This window comes from Xenorhabdus innexi (assembly GCF_002632485.1).
Lineage (GTDB): Bacteria > Pseudomonadota > Gammaproteobacteria > Enterobacterales > Enterobacteriaceae > Xenorhabdus > Xenorhabdus innexi.
In genome coordinates, this window is sequence record NZ_NIBU01000012.1 from 50,305 (window position 1) to 72,541 (window position 22,237).

General features: G+C 46.6%; 18 protein-coding genes. 9 read left to right on the forward strand and 9 right to left on the reverse strand.

Features of this window, described 5'->3' with window-relative positions:
• Nucleotides 1–189: 189 nt before the first annotated feature.
• A complete protein-coding gene (gene rapA / locus Xinn_RS07180) occupies nt 190–3,099 on the forward strand; it encodes an RNA polymerase-associated protein RapA (RefSeq protein ID WP_086955254.1) in 2,910 nt (969 codons plus the stop codon).
• A 107-nt stretch (nt 3,100–3,206) separates the two neighbouring features.
• On the forward strand, nt 3,207–3,860 hold the full coding sequence (gene rluA, locus Xinn_RS07185; protein WP_086955253.1) for a bifunctional tRNA pseudouridine(32) synthase/23S rRNA pseudouridine(746) synthase RluA: 654 nt from the start codon (nt 3,207–3,209) through the stop codon (nt 3,858–3,860).
• Between the two features lie 28 nt (nt 3,861–3,888).
• Here the strand turns inward: rluA and djlA are convergent, their stop codons facing one another.
• Complete coding sequence (gene djlA / locus Xinn_RS07190; protein WP_099137624.1) at nt 3,889–4,698, reverse strand: co-chaperone DjlA; 810 nt, start codon at nt 4,696–4,698, stop codon at nt 3,889–3,891.
• Between the two features lie 200 nt (nt 4,699–4,898).
• Here djlA and lptD point away from each other — a divergent pair, with 200 nt between their 5' ends.
• From lptD to apaH, 6 genes are all read left to right on the forward strand, one after another.
• A complete protein-coding gene (gene lptD / locus Xinn_RS07195; RefSeq protein WP_086955251.1) occupies nt 4,899–7,250 on the forward strand; it encodes an LPS assembly protein LptD in 2,352 nt (783 codons plus the stop codon).
• Between the two features lie 66 nt (nt 7,251–7,316).
• Nucleotides 7,317–8,615, forward strand: coding sequence for a peptidylprolyl isomerase SurA (gene surA, locus Xinn_RS07200; protein WP_086955250.1), 1,299 nt, complete (start codon nt 7,317–7,319; stop codon nt 8,613–8,615).
• On the forward strand, nt 8,596–9,594 hold the full coding sequence (pdxA, locus tag Xinn_RS07205; RefSeq protein ID WP_086955249.1) for a 4-hydroxythreonine-4-phosphate dehydrogenase PdxA: 999 nt from the start codon (nt 8,596–8,598) through the stop codon (nt 9,592–9,594). Before surA ends, pdxA begins: the two co-directional genes overlap by 20 nt.
• A complete protein-coding gene (rsmA, locus tag Xinn_RS07210; protein WP_086955248.1) occupies nt 9,587–10,417 on the forward strand; it encodes a 16S rRNA (adenine(1518)-N(6)/adenine(1519)-N(6))-dimethyltransferase RsmA in 831 nt (276 codons plus the stop codon). The genes pdxA and rsmA overlap by 8 nt, the downstream gene beginning before the upstream one ends.
• A 35-nt stretch (nt 10,418–10,452) precedes the next feature.
• On the forward strand, nt 10,453–10,830 hold the full coding sequence (gene apaG, locus Xinn_RS07215) for a Co2+/Mg2+ efflux protein ApaG (RefSeq protein WP_086955247.1): 378 nt from the start codon (nt 10,453–10,455) through the stop codon (nt 10,828–10,830).
• Nucleotides 10,831–10,832: 2 nt separating this feature from the next.
• Nucleotides 10,833–11,669, forward strand: a complete 837-nt coding sequence (gene apaH, locus Xinn_RS07220; protein WP_086955246.1) for a bis(5'-nucleosyl)-tetraphosphatase (symmetrical) ApaH — start codon at nt 10,833–10,835, stop codon at nt 11,667–11,669.
• A gap of 68 nt (nt 11,670–11,737) precedes the next feature.
• Here the strand turns inward: apaH and folA are convergent, their stop codons facing one another.
• Nucleotides 11,738–12,223, reverse strand: coding sequence for a type 3 dihydrofolate reductase (gene folA, locus Xinn_RS07225; RefSeq protein WP_086955245.1), 486 nt, complete (start codon nt 12,221–12,223; stop codon nt 11,738–11,740).
• 249 nt (nt 12,224–12,472) lie between these two features.
• Nucleotides 12,473–13,207 (reverse strand): hypothetical protein, encoded by a 735-nt coding sequence (locus tag Xinn_RS07230; RefSeq protein ID WP_099137625.1) that lies wholly within the window; start codon nt 13,205–13,207, stop codon nt 12,473–12,475.
• Between the two features lie 304 nt (nt 13,208–13,511).
• Here Xinn_RS07230 and Xinn_RS07235 point away from each other — a divergent pair, with 304 nt between their 5' ends.
• Nucleotides 13,512–13,805 carry a BrnA antitoxin family protein gene (locus Xinn_RS07235; RefSeq protein ID WP_086955242.1) on the forward strand — a complete coding sequence of 98 codons (294 nt, stop codon included), beginning with the start codon at nt 13,512–13,514 and terminating at the stop codon, nt 13,803–13,805.
• Nucleotides 13,806–13,834: 29 nt separating this feature from the next.
• On the opposite strand, the gene ftsP is transcribed toward Xinn_RS07235, so the two are convergent.
• From ftsP to cpdA, 6 genes are all read right to left on the reverse strand, one after another.
• Nucleotides 13,835–15,259: a cell division protein FtsP gene (gene ftsP, locus Xinn_RS07240; protein WP_086955241.1), complete on the reverse strand. Its 1,425-nt coding sequence runs from the start codon at nt 15,257–15,259 to the stop codon at nt 13,835–13,837.
• 274 nt (nt 15,260–15,533) lie between these two features.
• Nucleotides 15,534–16,265, reverse strand: coding sequence for a 1-acylglycerol-3-phosphate O-acyltransferase (locus tag Xinn_RS07245; protein WP_086955240.1), 732 nt, complete (start codon nt 16,263–16,265; stop codon nt 15,534–15,536).
• A gap of 101 nt (nt 16,266–16,366) precedes the next feature.
• Nucleotides 16,367–18,622, reverse strand: coding sequence for a DNA topoisomerase IV subunit A (gene parC / locus Xinn_RS07250; protein WP_086955239.1), 2,256 nt, complete (start codon nt 18,620–18,622; stop codon nt 16,367–16,369).
• Between the two features lie 68 nt (nt 18,623–18,690).
• Complete coding sequence (gene parE / locus Xinn_RS07255; protein ID WP_086955238.1) at nt 18,691–20,586, reverse strand: DNA topoisomerase IV subunit B; 1,896 nt, start codon at nt 20,584–20,586, stop codon at nt 18,691–18,693.
• Nucleotides 20,587–20,717: 131 nt separating this feature from the next.
• Entirely contained in the window at nt 20,718–21,326 is a 609-nt protein-coding gene (gene yqiA, locus Xinn_RS07260) for an esterase YqiA (protein WP_086955237.1), read from the reverse strand.
• The gene (cpdA, locus tag Xinn_RS07265; RefSeq protein ID WP_086955236.1) at nt 21,326–22,165 is read right to left on the reverse strand and encodes a 3',5'-cyclic-AMP phosphodiesterase; all 840 of its coding nucleotides are present in this window, start codon (nt 22,163–22,165) and stop codon (nt 21,326–21,328) included. The genes yqiA and cpdA overlap by 1 nt, the downstream gene beginning before the upstream one ends.
• Nucleotides 22,166–22,237: the final 72 nt, after the last annotated feature.

A 22,237-nucleotide genomic window follows, 5' to 3' on the forward strand; every position in this document is an offset into this window, starting at 1 on the left:
CTTTAAAGGGAAATGACACTTTTATGCACAATTATGCACAATTTCTCTCCGGAAGTGTCATTGAAACTAGTCATGACAGCTAGTCATAAAGACAAACCCTATCGATAACCAATGATGATCGATTCCAACAAAAGCAGCCGCTCTGCAACCATAAATAACATTATCTAACAGAAAACTGAGCCAAAATTTATGCCATTTACTCTTGGTCAACGCTGGATAAGCGATACAGAAAGCGAACTTGGATTAGGTACAGTCGTGGCGCTTGACACGCGCATGGTGACATTGCTTTTTCCAGCCAGCGGAGAAAACCGCCTCTACTCACGCAATGATTCCCCTATTACCCGAGTTATGTTTAATGCGGGCGATACTGTGACCAGCCACGAAGGCTGGAAACTCAAGATCGATGAAGTTCAGCAAGAGAATGGCCTGCTGAGCTACATTGGTACTCGTTTAGACACGGAAGAAGAAAATGTCATCCTGCGGGAAGTATTTCTGGATAGTAAGCTGACATTCAACAAGCCTCAGGATCGCCTGTTTGCCGGTCAGATTGATCGAATGGATCGCTTTGCTCTGCGTTTCCGCGCCCGCAAGCATCAAAGTGAACAATTTCGTCTGGCAGAAAGTGGTCTGCGTGGCATTCGTGCCAGTTTGATCCCCCATCAGTTACATATTGCCAATGAAGTCGGTAAACGCCACGCGCCACGCGTATTATTGGCGGATGAAGTAGGTCTGGGTAAAACCATCGAAGCCGGTATGATTATCCATCAGCAATTGATGGCGGGCCGTGCTGAACGTGTATTGGTTATCGTGCCGGACAGCCTCCAGCATCAGTGGCTGGTGGAAATGCTGCGCCGCTTTAATCTGCGCTTTTCTCTGTTTGATGATGGCCGCTATTCCGAGGCTCAGCACGACAGCGATAATCCATTCGAAACAGAACAGTTAGTTATCTGCTCACTGGAGTTTGTCCGCCGCAATAAACAGCGTTTTGAACATTTGCTGGAAGCGGGCTGGGATTTGATGGTCGTGGATGAAGCACACCATCTGGTATGGAGTGAAGAAGCACCAAGCCGTGAATATCAGGTTATTGAACAACTGGCAGAGCAGATCCCGTCAGTCCTGCTGCTGACGGCTACGCCAGAACAACTGGGACAGGAAAGCCACTTTGCCCGCCTGCGCCTCCTCGATCCGAGTCGTTTCCACGATTATCAGGCGTTCATTGATGAGCAACAAAAATACCGTCCGGTTGCCGATGCGGTCACTTTACTGCTGTCCGGTGAAACACTGAGCAATGATCAGCAAAACCTGATTGTTGAACTGATTAGCGAGCAGGATATTGAACCACTGTTGAAAGCCGCTAACAGCGATCAGGCAGAAAAGAGTGAAAGTGCCCGCCGTGAATTAACTTCAATGCTGATGGATCGCCACGGCACCAGCCGCCTGCTGTTCCGTAACACCCGTGGGGGTGTAAAAGGTTTTCCTCACCGCGAACTGCATGAAATTAAGCTGCCGCTGCCATCCCAATATCAGACTGCTATCAAAGTATCTGAAATTATGGGAGCGAAAAAATCGGTAGAAGCACGTGCTAAAGATATGCTCTACCCTGAGCGCATTTATCAGGAGTTTGAAGGTGAAAATGCAACATGGTGGAACTTTGACCCCCGTGTTGAATGGCTGCTTGGCTTCCTGCTGGCAAACCGCGATGAAAAAGTGCTGGTGATTTGTGCGAAAGCGGAGACTGCCCTGCAACTGGAGCAGGTTCTGCGTGAACGCGAAGGTATCCGCAGTGCGGTATTCCATGAAGGGCTTTCCCTGCTGGAACGTGACCGGGCTGCTGCTTATTTTGCTTCTGAAGAAGAAGGCGCACAGGTACTGCTCTGCTCTGAAATTGGTTCCGAAGGACGCAACTTCCAGTTTGCCAATCAGCTCGTTATGTTCGACCTGCCTTTCAATCCTGATTTGCTGGAACAGCGTATCGGTCGTTTAGATCGTATCGGTCAGAACCGCAATATTACGATCAGCGTCCCGTATCTGGAAAGTACCGCACAATCTGTTCTGCTGCGCTGGTATCACGAAGGTCTGGATGCCTTTGAACATACCTGCCCGACTGGCCGTCCTATTTATGATAAGTACTATGAAACGCTGCTGAGTTTCCTTGCCAAACCTAACGAACAAACAGGTTTCAGTGAGTTTATCGCTGAGTGTCGCGACCATCACGAACAGCTCAAGCAACAACTGGAACAAGGCCGTGACCGCCTGCTGGAAATGAATTCTAATGGTGGTGATCAAGGGCAGATTCTGGCTGAAACCATCGCAGGGCAGGATAATAATACGGATTTGGTGAATTTCGCCCTGAACCTGTTCGATATCATTGGTATTAATCAGGAAGATCGCAACGATAATATTATCATCCTGAACCCGTCTGAACACATGCTGGTTCCTGATTTCCCAGGTCTGCCGCAGGATGGCTGCTCTGTTACCTTCGATCGTGAAAAAGCTTTGTCCCGCGAAGATACACAGTTCCTGAGCTGGGAGCATCCGATCATCCGTAATGGTCTGGATCTTGTCCTGTCAGGAGATACCGGAAGCTGCGCTGTTTCTATTTTGAAAAACAAAGCACTGCCGGTCGGTACGCTGTTGGTTGAGTTAATTTATGTTGTTGAAGCTCAGGCACCGAAACACCTGCAATTAACCCGTTTCCTGCCACCAACACCGTTACGCTTACTGATGGATCTGAAAGGCACTAATCTGGCACCTCAGGTGGAGTTTGAAAGCTTTAACCGTCAGTTGAATGCCATCAACCGCCATAATGCCAGCAAACTGGTTAACGCGGTGCAAAAAGAAGTTCATGCGATTTTGCAGCAATCTGAACCTTTGGTTGAACAACAAGCGCGTGAAGTCATTGAGAAAGCGAAAAAAGAAGCTGATGAAGTGCTGTCTGCTGAATTGTCACGTCTGGAAGCCCTGAAAGCGGTTAACCCGAATATCCGTGATGATGAGCTGGAAGCGATTGAGTCAGAACATAAGCATCTGCTGCTGAACCTTGATCAGGCAAGCTGGCGTCTGGATGCCATCCGTCTGGTCGTGGTTTCTCACCAATAGTTTTTTCATTATAAACAGCATTCTGACAGAGTGCTGTAATAAGGAGTCACCTCAATCAATGAGGTGCTCCTTTTTCCAAACCCATTTTCCACCCCATTGGAGCGACTATGCTGGAGTTTTATAATCCCCCGACTGACCCGTGGTTACATGTGCTTTATCAGGATGAGCACATTATGGTTGTCAATAAACCCAGCGGATTACTTTCTGTTCCGGGAAAAGCAGAAGAGCATAAAGACAGTATCATGACCCGGGTACAGGCCGAATTTCCCTCTGCCGAATCTGTCCATCGGCTGGATATGGCCACCAGTGGCATCATGGTAGTCGCACTGACTAAAGCGGCTGAGCGTGAACTCAAACGGCAGTTTCGTGAGCGTGAACCGAAAAAAGTCTATATCGCGCGTGTCTGGGGGAAATTAGAACCGGAAGAAGGATTAGTCGATTTACCGTTAATCTGCGACTGGCCGAATCGCCCGAAACAAAAAGTCTGCTTTGAAACGGGAAAATCGGCACAAACCGAGTATCAGGTACTTGAATATGAAGCTCAGGCAACCCGTGTCAGACTCGCGCCTATCACCGGACGTTCCCATCAGCTTCGGGTACATATGCTGGCGCTGGGTTATCCCATTCTGGGTGATCGCTTCTATGCCCATCAACAGGCAAAAGAGCTGGCTCCTCGCCTGCAATTACACGCACAGGAGCTGTTCATCACTCATCCGGCTTATGGTTCTCCGATTCATTTTGAATGTAAGGCCGACTTCTGATTGCCATGATTGCTTTCTGTGACAGCCTCTATTTAAAGCCTTTCTCTTTCTTGATCAGATCATAAGCGGCCTGAATAGACTGTGCTTTTTGTTTGGCAAGCTCCATCATTTCTGGTGGTAAACCTTTTGCCACCAGCTTATCGGGATGATGTTCACTCATCAGTTTCCGGTAAGCCCGCTTAATGGTTGTCGCATCATCACTCTGACTGACTCCCAACACCTTACAGGCATCTTCCAGTGTTGCCCGTTGTCGGGCTGCTCCCTGATAATGACCATTCTGCTGATATTGCCCGCCGAAATGACGACCTCCCTCCATCATAGCCAGAAACTGTTCGAACTGAATACGGGAGATCCCCAGCTCTTCAGCAATCACAAACAGCACTTTTCTTTCATTAGGATGGAGTTCACCATCGGCAAATGCCGCCTGAAGCTGGATTTCGAGAAACATTCTGATCAGATCAAAACGACCAAAACAGGCTCGTCGAAGCTGCTTTAATGTGTCACGCAACGGAAACTCAGGGTGTTTACCCTCACGAAATGCCCGTTGTGCCGCAAGCCGGGCGTCACCATGCAGCCGCATTCTGTCCATTAACTGACTGGCCAACTGGATATCCGTTTCGGTAACGCGCCCTTTGGATTTGGTCAGATGGCCCAATACCTGAAAGGTAGTGCGGAAAAACAGTGACTGCCGGGATGGGTTTTTAGCAGGAGTCCCCTGATTCCGTATCCTGACCTTATCAAGGATATGGCCCAGCAGAACACCCACGACAATGCCCCAGAACCCGGCACCCGATGCAATACCAAATATTAACCCTAATAATTTTCCCCAATACTGCATATACTCTCTAATTCCTCAATGCCCTGAGCGAAATTTTGCATTATCATACTATTCATCATTATCATACTATCCATTAAGCTCTGTGCCTAACAGCATGATTAGTGAAATTTAACTTTACTCTGGCGCATATCTATCAAGTGCGTTAGTCTCTCAGCGTTTGTCGGCGTGATGCCACTGATGATGGAACCGCATAAGCATCTATGAATAAATGTTATCCCACTTTGCTGGCCACGATGGTATGGGCAGCACTTTACAGTCAGCAGGCACACGCTGACCTTGCAGCACAATGTATGCTGGGCATCCCTGTCTACGACAAACCCATTATTACCGGGGACCCCAATCAGCTCCCGATTAATATTCAGTCTGATGACACCCGTGGTGAATACCCTACCTCAGTAGAGTTTGTCGGTAATGTCGATATCCAACAAGGAAATAAAACGCTGACAGCCGACAGGGTCAGATTTCAACAGACTGAAGATAAAGATCCTGTACGAACCCTTCATGCGGCAGGGAACGTCAGATATGATGACCCTCAGATAATTCTGAAAGGGCCACGCGCCTGGTCAAACTTAACCACAAAAGATACCGATGTGGAGCAGGGCAAGTACCAGATGGTCGGTCGTCAGGGACGCGGTAGTGCCGATAAAATGATGCTGCGCGGCGAGAACCGCTATACCATTCTGGATAATGGCGTGTTTACTTCCTGTCTGCCGGGTAATGATAGCTGGAGCGTTATCGGTTCAGAAGTGATTCTGGATCGTCAGGAAGAAGTAGCGGAAATCTGGAATGCCCGTTTCCGCGTTGCGAATGTTCCGGTATTTTATACTCCTTACCTGCAATTACCGATCGGTGATAAACGCCGCTCTGGTTTTTTGATCCCCAATGCCAGTTTTTCTAATAAAGACGGAATTCAGTTCCTTCTGCCTTATTACTGGAATATTGCACCGAATTACGATGCCACCATCACGCCACATCTGATCAGTAAACGCGGCCTTAAGCTGGATAATGAGTTCCGTTACTTAACCAAAGCAGGCTCAGGTACCATCGCACTGGATTGGATCAAGAAAGATCGCCTGTATGCAGAAGATAAAGATTTTAATCTCAGACCTGAAAGGGATAGCAACAGCCGCTGGTTATTCTACCTGAACCACGGTGGTGTTATGAATCAGGTCTGGCGTTTCAGTGCCGATTACACCAAAGTCAGTGATCCGCACTATTTTACTGATTACAGCTCTCAGTACGGTACCAGTACCGATGGCTATGCTACGCAAAAATTCAGTATTGGTTATGCGCAACGGAACTGGAATGCCACGTTAACCACTAAGCAGTTCCAGATCTTTACCGCCAGTGATACCAGAAAAGCATACCGTGCCACCCCTCAGTTAGACCTGAACTACTATAAAAATGATCTGGGGCCATTTGATTTCCACACTTACGCACAATTCGCCAAATTTACCAGTGTCGGTAAGGATCAGCCGGATGCAACCCGCTGGCATGTGGAGCCTTCCATCAACCTGCCACTTTCCAATGGCTGGGCGAGCCTCAACAATGAATTTAAGTTGATGGCTACCCATTACCAACAGGATATTCCTGCGGCGAAACATACCTCGGATTTGGAAAAATCGGTTAACCGCGTTCTGCCACAGTTTAAATCAGATGCACAAATGGTATTTGAACGTTCGATGTATTTTGAACCGGGTTTTACGCAGACACTGGAACCTCGTATCCAGTATCTCTACGTTCCTTATAAGAATCAGAACAATATTTACGACTATGATTCTTCCCTGCTGCACGCCAGTTATACCGGCTTGTTCCGTGATCGGTTCTTCAGCGGCCTGGACCGCATTTCATCAGCCAATCAGTTCACGAGCGGTATCACCACCCGTATCTATGATGAAGATTTAGTTGAACGTTTTAGTTTCTCTATAGGTCAAATTTATTACTTTGAAGCGCCGCGGGTTAAGGATATGGGTTCTTCTGAGGAATCACAGCGTCCTATTGATACCATTGATAATAAAAGAACCGGCTCTACAACCTGGGCTAGTGAGTTTGAGTGGAAAATCAACCCCTCCTGGGGCTTCAGAGGCGGGATGCAGTATGATACCCGCCTGAGTCAGGTCTCAATGGGGAATTCGGTAGTGGAATACCGCCGTGATGCCGACCGGCTGTTACAACTGAACTATCGCTTTGTTAATCACGATTATATCCGGGCTACCCTCAGTAACCCTCCGGCATATCAGCAGGGAATTTCTCAGGTAGGCGTGATAGGGAGCTGGCCGTTAACTGATCGCTGGGCATTAGTAGGAGCATATTACTACGATACCAAAGAGAAACAGCCCGCCAGCAAAATGGTCGGTATGCAGTACAGTACCTGTTGTTGGGCTGTAAATGTCGGTTACGAACGTAAGATAATCAGCTGGAAAGACAACCAGAGTGAATATGATAATAAATGGTCACTTAATATTGAACTCCGTGGCTTAAGCAACAATCATAGTTTGGGTAGTCAGAAGATGCTTCAGCAAAGTATTTTGCCTTATCAGCGCGCCTTCTGATACCAATAAACAAAGTGTAAACACAATAACCCCGCTGTAAGGCGGGATTGATATGATGGGAAACATATGAAGAACTGGAGAACGCTCATTCTCGGGTTGATGTTTGCAATGAACACCGCCGTAGCAGCACCACAGGAACTCAATAAGGTTGCTGCTGTTGTTAATAATGATGTCGTGCTGGAAAGTGATGTCAGCAACCTCTTAGAATCCGTTAAGAAAAACGCAAAGCTGTCTGGTCAGCAAGTACCGGATGAAAAAATATTACGCCACCAGATCCTTGAGCGTCTGATTATGGATGACATTGTCCTGCAAATGGCAAAGCAGATGCAGCTGACTATTCCCGATGCTACTGTGGATTCAACCATTGCAAACATTGCAGCAGAGAACCATATGACTCTTGCCCAGATGAAACAAAGTCTGGCGGCGGATGGTATGAGTTTTGATACTTATCGTAATCAAATCCGCAAAGAAATGCTGATTGCTGAAGTACGTAACAACGAAGTACGTCGTCGTGTTTCGATTCTGCCACAAGAAGTTGACTCTTTAGTTAATCAACTCAGCAGCCATGAAAATCAGAATACTGAACTGAACATAAGTCAGATTCTGATCCCACTGCCGGAAAATCCGACTCACGCTCAGGTAGAGAAAGCAGAAGCTACCGTAAATAATATCTTGTCTGACCTCAAAAAAGGCGGGGATTTCGGGAAACTGGCGATTGCTTATTCCAGCGATACGCAAGCCTTAAAAGGCGGTAATATGGGCTGGAACAGGTTACAGGAACTGCCATCACTATTTGCTGAACAACTTCAGGTGGCTCAAAAAGGGCAGGTCGTTGGCCCAATCCGTTCCGGTGTTGGCTTCCATATCCTGAAAGTCAATGATATCCGTGGCGATAACGCTCCTGTTGCAGTTACAGAAGTCAACGCCCGCCATATTCTGCTGAAAACATCACCTGTAATGACGGATGAGCAGGCCCGCGACAAATTAAAACAGCTCCGGGAAGATATTTTAAGTGGCAAAACCACATTCGAGAACGCAGCAAAAGAGTACTCTGAAGATCCGGGGTCTGCTCTGCGTGGTGGCGAACTGGGTTGGAACATACCAAGTGCTTATGACCCTGCTTTCCGTGATGCTTTGGTTAAACTGCAAAAAGGCGAAATCAGCCAGCCGGTTCACTCCGCTTTCGGATGGCATTTGATTCAGTTAATTGATACCCGCAAAGTAGACAAAACGGATGCCGCACAGAAAGATCGTGCTTACAAGCTGCTGTTTAACCGTAAATTTAATGAAGAAGCGCAAACCTGGATGCAGGAATTACGCGCCTCTGCTTATGTGAAAATTTTAGATGGCAGCGATGCAAAATAAACCCATCATTATCACCCTCGGCGAACCAGCCGGGGTTGGCCCGGATTTGGTTATTGCCCTTGCCCAGTCTGAGTGGCCTGTTCAATTAGTTGTCTGTGCCGATCCTGAGCTGATGCTCTCCCGTGCCCGGCAACTGAATCTGCCCCTGCAATTACAACCTTATTCTCCAGAACATTTATCTGGTTCACAAGCTGCCGGAACACTGACTATTCTCCCTGTTTCTCTCCATACTCCGGCTGTTGCGGGGGAATTAAACCGGAAAAATGGTACTTATGTAACAGAAACACTGGCTAAAGCCTGCGATGGTTGCTTAAGGGGTGAGTTTTCAGCATTGGTGACAGGCCCTGTACACAAAGGGGTTATCAATGATGCAGGCATAGCCTTCACCGGGCATACTGAATTTTTTGCCGATCACAGCCAGTGTTCACGCGTTGTTATGATGCTGGCGACAGAAGAATTACGGGTCGCTCTGGCAACAACCCATTTACCTATTCTGGATGTTCCCAACGCGATTACATTCGATTCTCTGCGGGAAGTGGTCACGATCCTTAACCATGATCTGAAAACTAAATTTGGTATCCCACGGCCTCATATCTATGTCTGCGGCCTTAATCCTCATGCCGGTGAGAACGGGCATATGGGACGTGAAGAGATAGATGTGATTATTCCGGCACTGGACAGCCTGAGAGCAGAAGGCATCTGGCTGGAAGGGCCGTTAGCTGCTGATACGCTGTTTCAGCCCAAATATCTGGATCATGCTGATGCCGTGCTTTCTATGTATCACGATCAAGGGCTGCCCGTGCTAAAATATCAGGGTTTTGGCAGAGCGGTGAATATCACTCTGGGGCTGCCATTCATCCGAACCTCTGTCGATCATGGCACCGCACTGGAGCTGGCAGGGACAGGTCAAGCTGATGTGGGAAGTTTTATCACCGCATTGAATCTCGCAATTAAAATGATACAAAACAGTAATGAATAATAAAGTCCACCAAGGGCACCATGCCCGTAAACGCTTCGGGCAAAATTTCTTAACCGACCAGTATGTTATTGATAGCATCGTGGATGCTATGAACCCACTGCCTGGGCAGGCTATGGTGGAAATCGGGCCGGGTCTGGGAGCACTGACTGAACCGGTAGGCGAACGTCTGGATAAAATGACGGTGGTCGAACTTGACCGTGATCTGGCGGCTCGTTTGCACGTCCACCCAAAACTGAAAGATAAACTGACTATCATTCAGCAGGATGCCATGACCGTTGATTTTGGTGAGCTAGCCAAAGAACAGGGTCAGCCTCTGCGTGTATTCGGCAACCTGCCATATAACATCTCTACTCCATTAATGTTTCATCTTTTCAGTTATACCGATGCTATTGCTGATATGAACTTTATGTTGCAGAAAGAAGTGGTTAACCGTCTTGTTGCAGGGCCGGGCAGTAAAGCTTACGGGCGTTTGAGTGTGATGGCGCAATACTACTGTCATGTAATGCCTGTTCTGGAAGTACCACCCACTGCCTTTACTCCGGCTCCGAAAGTAGATTCTGCTATCGTGCGATTGATCCCTCATAAGGCAATGCCTTATCAGTCTATACCCAATCCTGTACAGGATATCCGTATGCTGGCAAGGATCACTACGCAGGCATTTAATCAGCGTCGTAAAACTATCCGCAATAGTCTGAGTGACCTGTTTTCTCCTGAACAACTCTCTGATTTAGGCGTTGATCCGGGTACTCGGGCTGAAAATATTTCAGTTGCACAATACTGTAAGATGGCAAACTGGTTATCATCTCAACCTCAAACTGTCTGATTAACGAACATACGTTGCAGTAACAGGAGGCATTTATGCTCAACGAACCAAGAGTTCATATTCAAGTTCAAAGCACTTACGTAGAAAGCCAGTCAGAACCGGAACGACTGCGTTTTGTGTTTTCTTATACAATATTAATTCGTAATCTTGGGCATTCCCCCGTGCAGCTCATCAGCCGTTACTGGCGTATTACCAACAGTAACGGTCATCAGACAGAAGTTCAGGGGGAAGGCGTTGTGGGAGAGCAACCGGTGATCGCCCCCGGGACAGAGTACCGCTACAGTAGCGGTGCTGTTCTGGAAACACCTTTGGGAACAATGGAAGGCCATTACGAGATGATTGATCATCTTGGTAACCCGTTCCGGGTTGCTATTCCGGTGTTCCGGCTGGCTATCCCGACACTGATAAATTAACGATGGCTACATACCTTATCGGCGATATTCACGGCTGTTATCGCGAGCTGATTGCGCTCTTACAACAGGTCAATTTCGACCCTGACAACGATACCTTGTGGCTGACGGGTGATTTAGTCGCCCGTGGCCCTGATTCTCTGGCTGTTCTGCGCTATGTTAAGCAATTGGGTTCCGCAGTCAGACTGGTTTTAGGCAATCATGATCTGCATCTTCTGGCTGTGTATAACAAAATCAGCCGTAATAAATCCAAAGACCTGTTGGATGAACTGCTTACTGCTCCTGATGTTGATGAACTGATTAACTGGCTGAGAAAACAACCGGTATTACAGATCGATGACGAACTGAAACTGATCATGACTCATGCAGGTCTGACCCCACAATGGGATCTGGAAACAGCCAGAATATGTGCCCGCGAAGTGGAAGCAATCCTGCGCAGTGACAGCTATCCCCTGTTTCTCAATGCCATGTATGGTGACATGCCTAATAACTGGTCACCGCAATTAAGCGGATTGTCACGATTACGCTATAGCACCAACGTACTGACACGGATGCGTTACTGTTTTCCGAATGGTCAGCTGGATATGATTTGCAAATCCAAGCCGGAAAATGCACCGGCTCCGCTAAAGCCCTGGTTTGAGCTGCCACGAAAAATTTCAGATGATTATTCCATTGCATTTGGTCACTGGGCAGCACTGGAGGGACGCGGAACACCTGCTGATATTTATGCTTTGGATACAGGCTGTTGCTGGGGTGGAAAACTGACTCTTTTACGTTGGGAAGACAAACAGTATTTCAGTCAGCCATCATTTATTACGCATACAGATGATTCAGATTCGTAATCTTTAACCCCATGATTCAGGAGTGTCTGCCGACACTCCGTTTCTCAGACCTGACAGGTTAAAGATAATTACTGGCGTTTTTCCAGAATTTCAAAACAGTAGCTGTGTGAATTGCGCTCATCGGCATCGTGATATTCAGTAAAAACCGAACTCCACTGATCGGGTTCATAATCAGGAAAATGGGTATCACCAATCACTTCTGCATCAATATGAGTCAGATACATCCGGTTGGCCAGCGGAATAAACTGCTCATAAATTTTACCACCGCCTATCACCATGATTTCCCCGACATCACCTGCCACAGCCAGAGCTTCTTCGACAGAGCTTACCCAGGTTACACGATCATCGCTGCCTGGCTGGCGGCTGATGACGATATTCAGACGCTCCGGCAATGGACGGCCAATTGACTCATAGGTGACCCTTCCCATCACAACCGGTTTTCCGAGTGTATTACGTTTAAACCAGGCTAAATCACCCGGAACAGTCCACGGCATAGCATTATCCAGACCAATAACCCGATCCATCGCCATCGCAGCAATCAAGCTGATATTCATTAAAAGTCACCTTACAGGCAAGTAGTATGAAAATTGCGGACACTATACGGAAAGGGGTAGTGACAGTCGATAAGATTAGCCATTTGTTCAGAACAAATAATGAATTTGTATGTGTGATTTGACCAGCACTTACACATTAACTCGTCACTTAAATACAATAAAAGCCAAAAAAACATATCATTGAGTTCAGGCTATAAGTTCCGCTAACCTCAACTCTGTTTAAACACAGCGATTCATGGGATATAAGATTTACCTCCTTATACCATCCAGTAAGCTAGCCACCCCTGCTACCGGGCTAGCTTTTTCTTCTTGCGTAATATAGTTTTTCCATAGATCATCTATGTCGTTTTCCCAAGGTGGGGAAGTAGGCTTACCATAGATCCAAAATTGAACCTTATTAGATATGTTGGGATTACTTCTGTTTCTATAGAGGAATCTCAATTCTCTTCCCGTGATATTAGTATCAAGTTTATAAACAACTTTATCGTACTCTATATCATCAAGTATGAAATGTACGTCTTTCGCAATTTCTTGATCATTATTTTCACATATAAATGATAATGCTCCTTTACATTTCCTCCCTAAATAACAGCGGTTATACTCAAAATCTTCCAAAACAGTCTTGTACTTTGGGTTATTGCCTAAATGTGATGCCAGAGCTTTTTTATATTTTCCTAAATGTTTAGATTTATTATATTCTAATTTCTGGTTAAATCGCCCAATTGCATTGGTATATTTACTTTCAACAAATTCATTTCTATTAATTCTTTTTTTTATATATATATCCGTAGTTATACCACGAAATATTTCCGCAAGAGTTAGGTATTGGTCAATGTATATAGGAGGATAACCGCCCTTGTTAAAATGAGATTTGGCTTTTGAAAAAAAAGGATTTTTATCAACATATCTAGCTCTAACATCCGCTAAACCAAAAATCAAATCACCAACTTCAAACTCTGTTTTAAAAAGTCCTGAAAATGGCATGTTTTTCTCCTCAAGCTCATTAATGGAATTAAAAAATCATGTTGAGATATCCCTATAGAATGAATTTATCTGATAAAACCAGAACACATATAATAATAAATCGACTATTACCTGTTATCCAGACAACATTTGTAATATTTTAATAAACAAACTAAATAAAATTATAAATATGAGTGTTATTCATATGGTTACAGTAAATTATCATTATAATAAACCAATTAATTTTATTGCATTACTCAATAATAAAATATTTATTATGAACATCTGACTATCGGAGATCTGATCTTATTGAAATAATAACATTATGAGAATAATTCCATATAAACGAAACGAGCTACCGCTTCTGACCAAAAAACGTGAACACGAACTCAAGGCACTATCTGATAGTGATATTAACTACAGTGACATTGCACCGTTAGATGATAGCTTCTGGAAACAAGCAGAGCGGGAACGTTTCTACCGTCCGGTAAAAATACAGGCATCAGTCAGAATTGATGCCGATGTATTGGCCTGGCTTAAACAGCCGGGAAAAGGTTATCAGACAAGGCTAAATGCTATCTTACGTGAAGCTATGATGTGTGACTTACAGCGAAAATAATCACCCATTGGCCTGCAAATGCAGGCTTATTACATCCCTGCCGGAGTCACAACCAATTGCCCTGCCACGCCACGATCAGCCCATTCCAGAATCTGGCTGTAATACATAAAAGGATAACGTTTATAGGATGGCTGCATCATATTGACCAATAATTCGGTTCTGCCATCCACCCACACGGTATCTTTCCAGCCGTAGTCCTGTGGCTCAGGGCGTACCCCGTTGTGATTGATCACTTTGAATCTGACCCCTTCGATATGAAAAGGCTGCGGAATCGATGTGGTGACTACCCAGCGCTCCCATGCTCCCTGATAGCTGTTAGTGTCAATTCGGTTTGGGTTCAGTAGTGCTCCATTGATGCCCTGAGTCTCATCCCCTAACACAATTTGTCGGGTGCGAATTGAGGAATCAATGTCTGTCGTATCAGCCACCAGCTGAGAAGGCAGAGCTTCTGTGACCAGAGGCAGTAATCCGCCTGATTTAATCGTCAGAACATTTGTTGAGTGTAACTTATTTGATGGCTCAAACAGCCCTTTCAGACGATCAATCATCCCGGCAGATTCTCCTGCCGTAATAACAACACTCTCTGCTTTTGACATATCAATCAGAACTTCACGACGCTCTCCCGGTGCCAGTGAAAGTGTCTGAACGGCTATCGGCGCTGGCAATAAGCCCTGATCAGTTGCAATCATGTAGAAAGGCCTGCCATCACTAAGCTGTAACTGGAAACGGCGGGCATTGGCGGCATTCAACAGGCGTAGCCTGATCCACCCTTTAGCAACTTCAATGAACGGGTTTTCAACCCCGTTAATAACCAGCGTGTTACCAAGAAACCCCTGACTGGCAGAAACCTTGTCGTAGCGGGGAGTACCAAAATTATCCAACCGCTTGTCCTGCAAAATAACCGGAAAATCATCGACGCCATAATTTATGGGTAAAGGCAGAGTACGACTGCTTTCATCTTCCACCAGCCACATCCCTGCTAATCCCGCATAAACCTGTTCCGCCATTCGGTTTGGTGTATTGGCATGATACCAACATGTTGCTGCTGGCTGATTAATAGGAATAACAGGAGACCAGCTTCCGTGGGCTGAAATAAGACGTGATGCCCCTCCCATCAGAGTTCCGGGAACCTGTAACCCGCTGACAGTCATTGAAACCGGCTCTGACAGGCGGTTACTGTATATCAGTTTGACGTTATCCCCTTTACGGACACGAATGGTCGGCCCCAGATAAAGCCCATTGATGCCCCATACTGATGCCTTATTCTGCCCGTCGAAAGACCAACTGGCTCTCTGGAGAGCTAAAAACAGAGGCTGACCACCGCGGGATTCCAGTAAGGGGGGAATGGGTAATGCTATTTGTTGACCTTTATCAGCTTGAACAGCAAAAGGGAGCACTCCTAAACATACTGCTAAACCAGATGCCTGAATAAATTGGCGCCGACTTAGTGACATATTTTCTCCACGGCAGGAATAAGCACCACGAAAAGAAAGAATAGCTGCCCAAATTGAGTGCTTATCCATACCTAATTAATTTCAAATTACATCGCGGCGGAATTAGATATATATCTTATCGATTGCGTTTAATAAAAAACGTTAATTTATTAAAAAGCAATCATATCGCGAACAGGGGATAAATTCTAAAACTATCTTAAATTTATAGCCAGAATTCATCCCCGTATCAGAAAGGGATACTCCATAAAAATAGAGTAATTTATTTTTAATTCAACTAACTACGCTTATTCAGCTCATCAACTTCTTTATCCAGCTCGGCAATCTTAGCCAGCATCACCTGATGGCAATGTTCAGCTAATTCACGCACCCGCTCTTTCGTATATTTTGTTGTATCAATAGGTGGCAGCATTTCAACAATGACCGTACCATTATTCCAGCGATTGAGCTTAATCTTGCCATGTGTTGTGGAAACACAGACCGGTACAATCGGTACTCCGGCTGCAATAGCTGCATGGAACGCACCGGTTTTAAACGGCATTAAGCCACGACCACGGCTGCGGGTTCCTTCCGGGAACATCCAGACAGAAACACGGTTCTTTTTAATCTGCTCAACAACCTGTGAAATCGTCCCGTGTGCTTTTGTCCGGTTTTGTCTGTCAATCAGGATATTACCTGTCACCCAGTACAACTGCCCGAAGAAAGGAATAAATACCAGACTTTTTTTACCAACGGTAACTGTGCGGGGCTGTACTGCGTTTGACATGGTGATCATGTCAAAATTGTTCTGATGATTACCGATATAAATACTTGGGCCGACTTTTGACGCCTCTTCAGGGATACGTTCAATGAGCTTTATACCGAATATGGTGTGTAGCTTACCGAATGCCCGGCCAAAGGTCATCACATGACGCGGATCACGCGGGCTGAATAAACAATAAATTCCACCGAATATAAAAACTAAAATGGTGAACAGAACAACAATGATCCCACGAATAATGGTTAGCATAGTTTCCTCTTGCTTTCCTCTTACAAAAGCAGGCCAGTGTTATACTGGCCCGCTGTCAGGGTTGTTTGGGTATTAAGACTGAAATGATATCGGAATTACATTCAGCTTAATTTGGGTGTTTCTATTTCTACGCGTTCAACGCGCTGTAAGCCACGCGGCAATGAAGTTCCTTTACGCCCTCTTTCAGCCCGGAATTTCTGTAATTCTTCTGGCTGAAGCTGTAATTTGCGTTTACCGAAATAAAGCGTAATTGAGGACTTCGGAGGCAATACCAACAACCAGCTCAATATATCCTCGCCGGAAGCAGCCTGCGCCGAGGTAATGGAAACGATTTTATTGCCTTTACCTTTTGAAAGCTGTGGAAGATCAGCGACAGGAAACATCAGCATCCGTCCTGCTTTAGTGATCGCCAGTAGCATATCATCTTGCTCATTGGCAATCTCCAGTGGTGACATGACCTTCGCATTTTGCGGCAACGTGATGAGAGCCTTCCCTGCCCGGTTTTTGGCAATTAAGTCACTGAAGGTACAGATAAAACCATAACCCGCATCAGATGCCATCAGAAATTTCTGCTCTTCTTTCGCCGTCAGCAGATGTTCAACGGATGCTCCCGCCGGTAATGCCAGTTTGCCGGTCAAAGGCTCGCCCTGCCCTCTGGCAGAAGGTAAATCCAGTGGATCAATAGAATAACTGCGTCCTGTGCTGTCAATAAAGACAACCGGCTGATTACTCTTACCACGCACAGCATTGCGGAAGTTGTCACCAGATTTGTAATTTAAACCCGCAGGATCAATTTCATGGCCTTTCGCACTACGCACCCAACCCATTTGGGACATAACAACCGTGATCGGCTCTGATGGCAGAATATCGTGATCGCTCATTGCCTTCGCTTCTGAGCGTTCTTTCAGCGGAGAGCGACGCTTATCACCATAACTTTCCGCGTCTGCGATAATCTCTTTTTTCAGCAACGTATTCAGTTTACGCTCAGAACCAAGAATAGCCTGGAGTTTATCCCGTTCTTTTGCCAGTTCATCCTGCTCACCACGGATTTTGACTTCTTCCAGTTTTGCCAAATGACGAAGTTTCAGTTCCAGAATCGCTTCTGCCTGTGTTTCCGTTAAACCAAAACGCTGCATCAGTACTGCTTTTGGTTCATCTTCACTGCGGATAATATGGATCACTTCATCAATGTTAAGATACGCCGCCAGCAAACCTTCCAGAATATGCAGCCGCTTGAGCACTTTTTCCAGACGGTGATTAAGGCGGTTGCGTACCGTTTCACGACGGAATACCAGCCATTCACTGAGAATTTCAACCAGACCTTTAACACTCGGGCGATTATCGAGACCAATCATGTTGAGGTTCACACGATAGCTCTTTTCCAGATCGGTTGTGACAAACAGGTGGTTCATAACCTGCTCGACATCGACACGATTAGTCCGTGGCACAATCACCAGACGCGTCGGGTTTTCGTGATCAGATTCATCCCGCAGATCATCGACCATCGGCAACTTCTTCGAGCGCATCTGGCTGGCAATCTGTTCTAATACTTTCGCACCGGAAACCTGATGTGGCAGAGCGGTAATAACAACGTTACCCTCTTCTTTTGACCACACGGCACGCATACGTATCGAACCGCGACCATTTTTGTAGATCTTACGGATATCTTCTTTTGAAGTGATGATTTCCGCATCTGTCGGGTAATCCGGCCCCTTAACATGCTCCATCACTTCATCAAGTGAAGAGTCCGGCTTATCCAGTATGGCAATCAGCGCACTCGCCACTTCACGTGAGTTGTGCGGTGGTATATCTGTTGCCATACCAACAGCAATACCCGTTGTACCGTTCAGCAGGATATTAGGCAGACGTGCAGGCAGCATTTTCGGCTCCTGCAATGTACCATCAAAGTTTGGCACCCAATCTACTGTGCCATGACCAAGTTCACTCAGCAGTAACTCAGCGTACTTAGACAGACGGGATTCGGTATAACGCATCGCCGCAAAAGATTTCGGATCATCCGGTGCACCCCAGTTACCCTGCCCGTCCACGAGAGGGTAACGGTAGGAGAAAGGCTGTGCCATCAGGACCATCGCTTCATAACAGGCGCCATCGCCATGTGGATGGTATTTACCCAGTACATCACCAACGGTACGGGCAGATTTTTTGAATTTTGCGCTGCTGCTCAGCCCAAGCTCTGACATCGCGTAGACAATGCGGCGCTGCACCGGCTTTAAGCCATCGCCGATAAAAGGCAACGCCCTGTCCATGATGACGTACATGGAATAGTTCAGATAGGCGTTTTCGGTGAATGTGTGGAGCGGCTGACGTTCCACACCATCGTGAGTTATCTCACTCATGTATTAATTTCCTCAGAATCCATATATACCCGTCGTCTTTCAAGCTGCCTCTTTGTTGATTTCAATCGCTATACTTCAATGTCGATGGAATCACCCTTTTCTTGCAGCCAGTTACGGCGGTCTTCCGAACGTTTCTTCGCCAGAAGCATATCCATAACGGAAAGGGTTTCCTGATAATTTTCATCACTGATAGTCAATTGCACCAGACGGCGGGTATTAGGGTCTAGTGTGGTTTCACGCAACTGCATCGGGTTCATTTCACCCAACCCTTTGAAACGCTGAACATTCGGTTTGCCACGCTTGCGGCTCAGGCGGTCAAGGACTGCACTTTTTTCACCTTCATCCAGTGCATAATGTACTTCTTTGCCAAGATCGATACGATACAATGGCGGCATCGCCATATAAACGTGACCCCGTTTGACCAGCGTCGGGAAATGGCGGACAAATAAGGCACACAGCAATGTTGCAATGTGCAGGCCATCGGAATCCGCATCAGCCAGAATACAGATTTTGCCATAACGCAGCTGACTGAGGTCTTCACTGTCAGGGTCGATACCAATTGCCACCGAAATATCATGTACTTCCTGCGAAGCCAGTACTTCATCTGAAGAGACTTCCCATGTGTTCAGGATCTTACCGCGCAGAGGCATAATCGCCTGAAATTCACGATCACGGGCTTGCTTGGCTGAACCACCCGCAGAATCCCCTTCCACCAGAAACAGTTCTGTGACATTCAGATCCTGTGAAGTACAGTCAGCCAGTTTCCCCGGTAGCGCCGGGCCGTTGGTCAGCTTCTTACGCACGACTTTTTTAGCCGCCCGCATACGGCGCTGGGCGCTGGCAATAGCCATTTCAGCTAATTGCTCTGCTTCCTGAATATGCTGATTCAGCCACAGGCTGAATGCATCTTTAACCACCCCGGAAACAAACGCCGCAGACTGGCGCGATGACAGACGTTCTTTCGTCTGTCCGGCAAATTGAGGGTCCTGCATTTTGAGGGATAACACATAGGCACAGCGATCCCAGATATCGTCAGCAGAAAGTTTGACGCCACGCGGCAGGATATTGCGGAATTCACAGAACTCACGCATGGCATCCAGTAACCCCTGACGCAGACCATTAACATGGGTTCCGCCCTGTATGGTAGGTATCAGGTTAACGTAGCTTTCCGTCAATAATTCACCGCCTTCCGGCAACCAAAGCAGCGCCCAGTCAACAGCTTCAGTTTCACCACTGAGTGCACCCACAAATGGCGCTTGTGGTAATGTTACCAGCCCATTAACGGCCTCCAGCAAATAATCTGTCAGACCGTCGGCATAACACCATTTTTGCTCAGTTCCGGCCAGTTTGTCCTTAAAGACAATTTCAACGCCGGGGCACAAAACCGCCTTGGCTTTCAGCAAATGAGTCAGGCGGGTAGTTGAGAAACGGGGTGTATCGAAATAGCTTTCATCCGGCCAGAAATGCACGCTGGTTCCGGTATTGCGCTTTCCGCAACTGCCGATAACAGCCAGTTCCTGTACTTTATCACCATTCTCAAAGGCGATCTGATGAACCTGACTGTCACGACGAACGGTCACTTCGACTCGTTTGGACAGCGCATTAACGACCGAAATACCAACCCCGTGCAGGCCACCGGAAAATTGGTAGTTTTTATTGGAAAATTTGCCACCTGCATGCAGGCGGGTCAGGATCAACTCAACTGCTGATACTTTTTCTTCAGGATGGATATCAACCGGCATACCACGGCCATCATCTATCACTTCCAGAGACTGATCGCTGTGGAGAATCACTTGGATATGCTTCGCGTGACCAGCCAGCGCTTCGTCCACGCTATTATCGATCACTTCCTGTGCCAGATGGTTCGGGCGGGCAGTGTCGGTATACATTCCGGGACGGCGACGAACTGGCTCCAGGCCACTGAGGACTTCAATGGCCTCTGCGTTATAACTAGATTGAGTCATGTTGTAATTCTGTCGGTTGCTTCATGATTAAAGGGCCAATCAGTATTGATTACCCTACGTCTTCCGGGCCGCTGTCTGAACCGCGTTAACCCGGAATCCATTGGATAGATACTGTTGATAATACCAGTCGCTTACCTATTTTTGGCAATTTTTTTACTATTGCCGCTGGCGAGCCCCAAGAAGTCAATGATTTGAGGAAAATAGTATTCGAAACCAATAAATGCGTGATCTCCACCAGATTCGACAGTTTGTCTGCACTGCATCAGGTAAGCAACTGCCTGACGGTAGTCCAGTACTTCGTCCCCGGTTTGCTGTAATAACCAGATAAGATCCGGTGATTCCAGCGGGTCAATATGCATTACTTTGAGATCATGAATGTGACTTTCTTCAAGAGTATACCGCTCTTCGGTATAAGGATTCACGTTTTCCCCAAGATAATCCTGAAGAAGATCGAATGGACGAACCGCAGGGTTAACAACTACCGCTGGCAGACCAAAACATTGTGAAAGCCAGATGGCCAGATATCCCCCTAAGGAAGAACCCACCAGACCGATGTGCTCTCCCGAGCGGCTCATCACTAACTCTTCAAGTAAGGCAGCCGTCTCTTCGGGATAAGGCGGTAATTGTGGCACCAGCATTTCTATTTCAGGATGCTGCTGGTGCAACCATGTTTTCAGCGCATTGGCTTTTGCTGATTGTGATGAACTATTAAAACCATGGAGGTAAAGTAACGTTGACATTAATACCCGTCCGAATCTAAATCCGGGCAAAATTCATTACTCTCAAGCCTGTAAAGCTGCGTCTGAAGTGTTGCTTCTTCGTCGCCAGCCACAGGCAATTCAAGATAACGCCAACCCGGAGCCACTGTATCAAGCATAAAATTAGTACAATGTGGCTTAAATTGCACACAGGTTGATGGTGTTGCTATCACACGAATACCATTCCACATGACATCCAGTTCCTGATGAATGTGCCCGCACAATATTGTTTTCACCTGCGATTTACCCTTCAGGAATTCTGCCAGTGCAGGAGAATTGCGCAGGCTGTGCTGATCCAGCCATGTACAGCCTGATGGTACGGGATGATGATGAAGCATGACAATCGCCTGACGATCACTGTGTTCATCCAGACATTTCTTCATCCATTCCAGCTGGTATTCTGTTAATTCACCGTGGGGAACACCCTGAACCTGACTATCCAGCATAATAAGCTGCCAGTGCTGACCAATAAATATTTGTTTGGATGGTGAAATCCCACCCGCTGCCAGTACATCAACCATGGTCGGCTGATAATCGTGATTGCCGGGCAACCAAACGCAGGGAGCGGGCAAACGGGCAACTCCGTCAACAAAATTCTGATAGGCGCCGGAGGTCTGATCCTGAACTAAATCGCCGGTCGCAACGACCAAATCAATATCAATATTCTGCTCAAGGATCGCATCCAACACAGCATGATAACTGCGGTAGGTATTAATACCCAGCAGTGAGCCACCTTGATTGGCAAAAAGGTGCATGTCAGTGATTTGCAATATTCTTGCTGTGGTGTTTTTTACCACAGGTATTTCAAGCAGGCTTTCCAAATGGTTTCCTTTTCCTGTCGTTCATAGAGGGGCATTCTAACGTGTCTTTGTACATAAGATCTGCTGACTGGG

Excerpts from the sequence above, each read along its gene's own strand:
- pdxA (WP_086955249.1), top strand. The coding sequence starts at position 8,596 with ATGGCAGCGATGCAAAATAAACCCATCATTATCACCCTCGGCGAACCA.
- rapA (WP_086955254.1), top strand. The coding sequence starts at position 190 with ATGCCATTTACTCTTGGTCAACGCTGGATAAGCGATACAGAAAGCGAA.
- yqiA (WP_086955237.1), bottom strand. The coding sequence starts at position 21,326 with ATGTCAACGTTACTTTACCTCCATGGTTTTAATAGTTCATCACAATCA.
- rluA (WP_086955253.1), top strand. The coding sequence starts at position 3,207 with ATGCTGGAGTTTTATAATCCCCCGACTGACCCGTGGTTACATGTGCTT.
- folA (WP_086955245.1), bottom strand. The coding sequence starts at position 12,223 with ATGAATATCAGCTTGATTGCTGCGATGGCGATGGATCGGGTTATTGGT.
- ftsP (WP_086955241.1), bottom strand. The coding sequence starts at position 15,259 with ATGTCACTAAGTCGGCGCCAATTTATTCAGGCATCTGGTTTAGCAGTA.
- Xinn_RS07230 (WP_099137625.1), bottom strand. The coding sequence starts at position 13,207 with ATGCCATTTTCAGGACTTTTTAAAACAGAGTTTGAAGTTGGTGATTTG.
- djlA (WP_099137624.1), bottom strand. The coding sequence starts at position 4,698 with ATGCAGTATTGGGGAAAATTATTAGGGTTAATATTTGGTATTGCATCG.
- Xinn_RS07245 (WP_086955240.1), bottom strand. The coding sequence starts at position 16,265 with ATGCTAACCATTATTCGTGGGATCATTGTTGTTCTGTTCACCATTTTA.
- rsmA (WP_086955248.1), top strand. The coding sequence starts at position 9,587 with ATGAATAATAAAGTCCACCAAGGGCACCATGCCCGTAAACGCTTCGGG.
- apaG (WP_086955247.1), top strand. The coding sequence starts at position 10,453 with ATGCTCAACGAACCAAGAGTTCATATTCAAGTTCAAAGCACTTACGTA.
- parC (WP_086955239.1), bottom strand. The coding sequence starts at position 18,622 with ATGAGTGAGATAACTCACGATGGTGTGGAACGTCAGCCGCTCCACACA.
- Xinn_RS07235 (WP_086955242.1), top strand. The coding sequence starts at position 13,512 with ATGAGAATAATTCCATATAAACGAAACGAGCTACCGCTTCTGACCAAA.
- parE (WP_086955238.1), bottom strand. The coding sequence starts at position 20,586 with ATGACTCAATCTAGTTATAACGCAGAGGCCATTGAAGTCCTCAGTGGC.
- lptD (WP_086955251.1), top strand. The coding sequence starts at position 4,899 with ATGAATAAATGTTATCCCACTTTGCTGGCCACGATGGTATGGGCAGCA.
- surA (WP_086955250.1), top strand. The coding sequence starts at position 7,317 with ATGAAGAACTGGAGAACGCTCATTCTCGGGTTGATGTTTGCAATGAAC.
- apaH (WP_086955246.1), top strand. The coding sequence starts at position 10,833 with ATGGCTACATACCTTATCGGCGATATTCACGGCTGTTATCGCGAGCTG.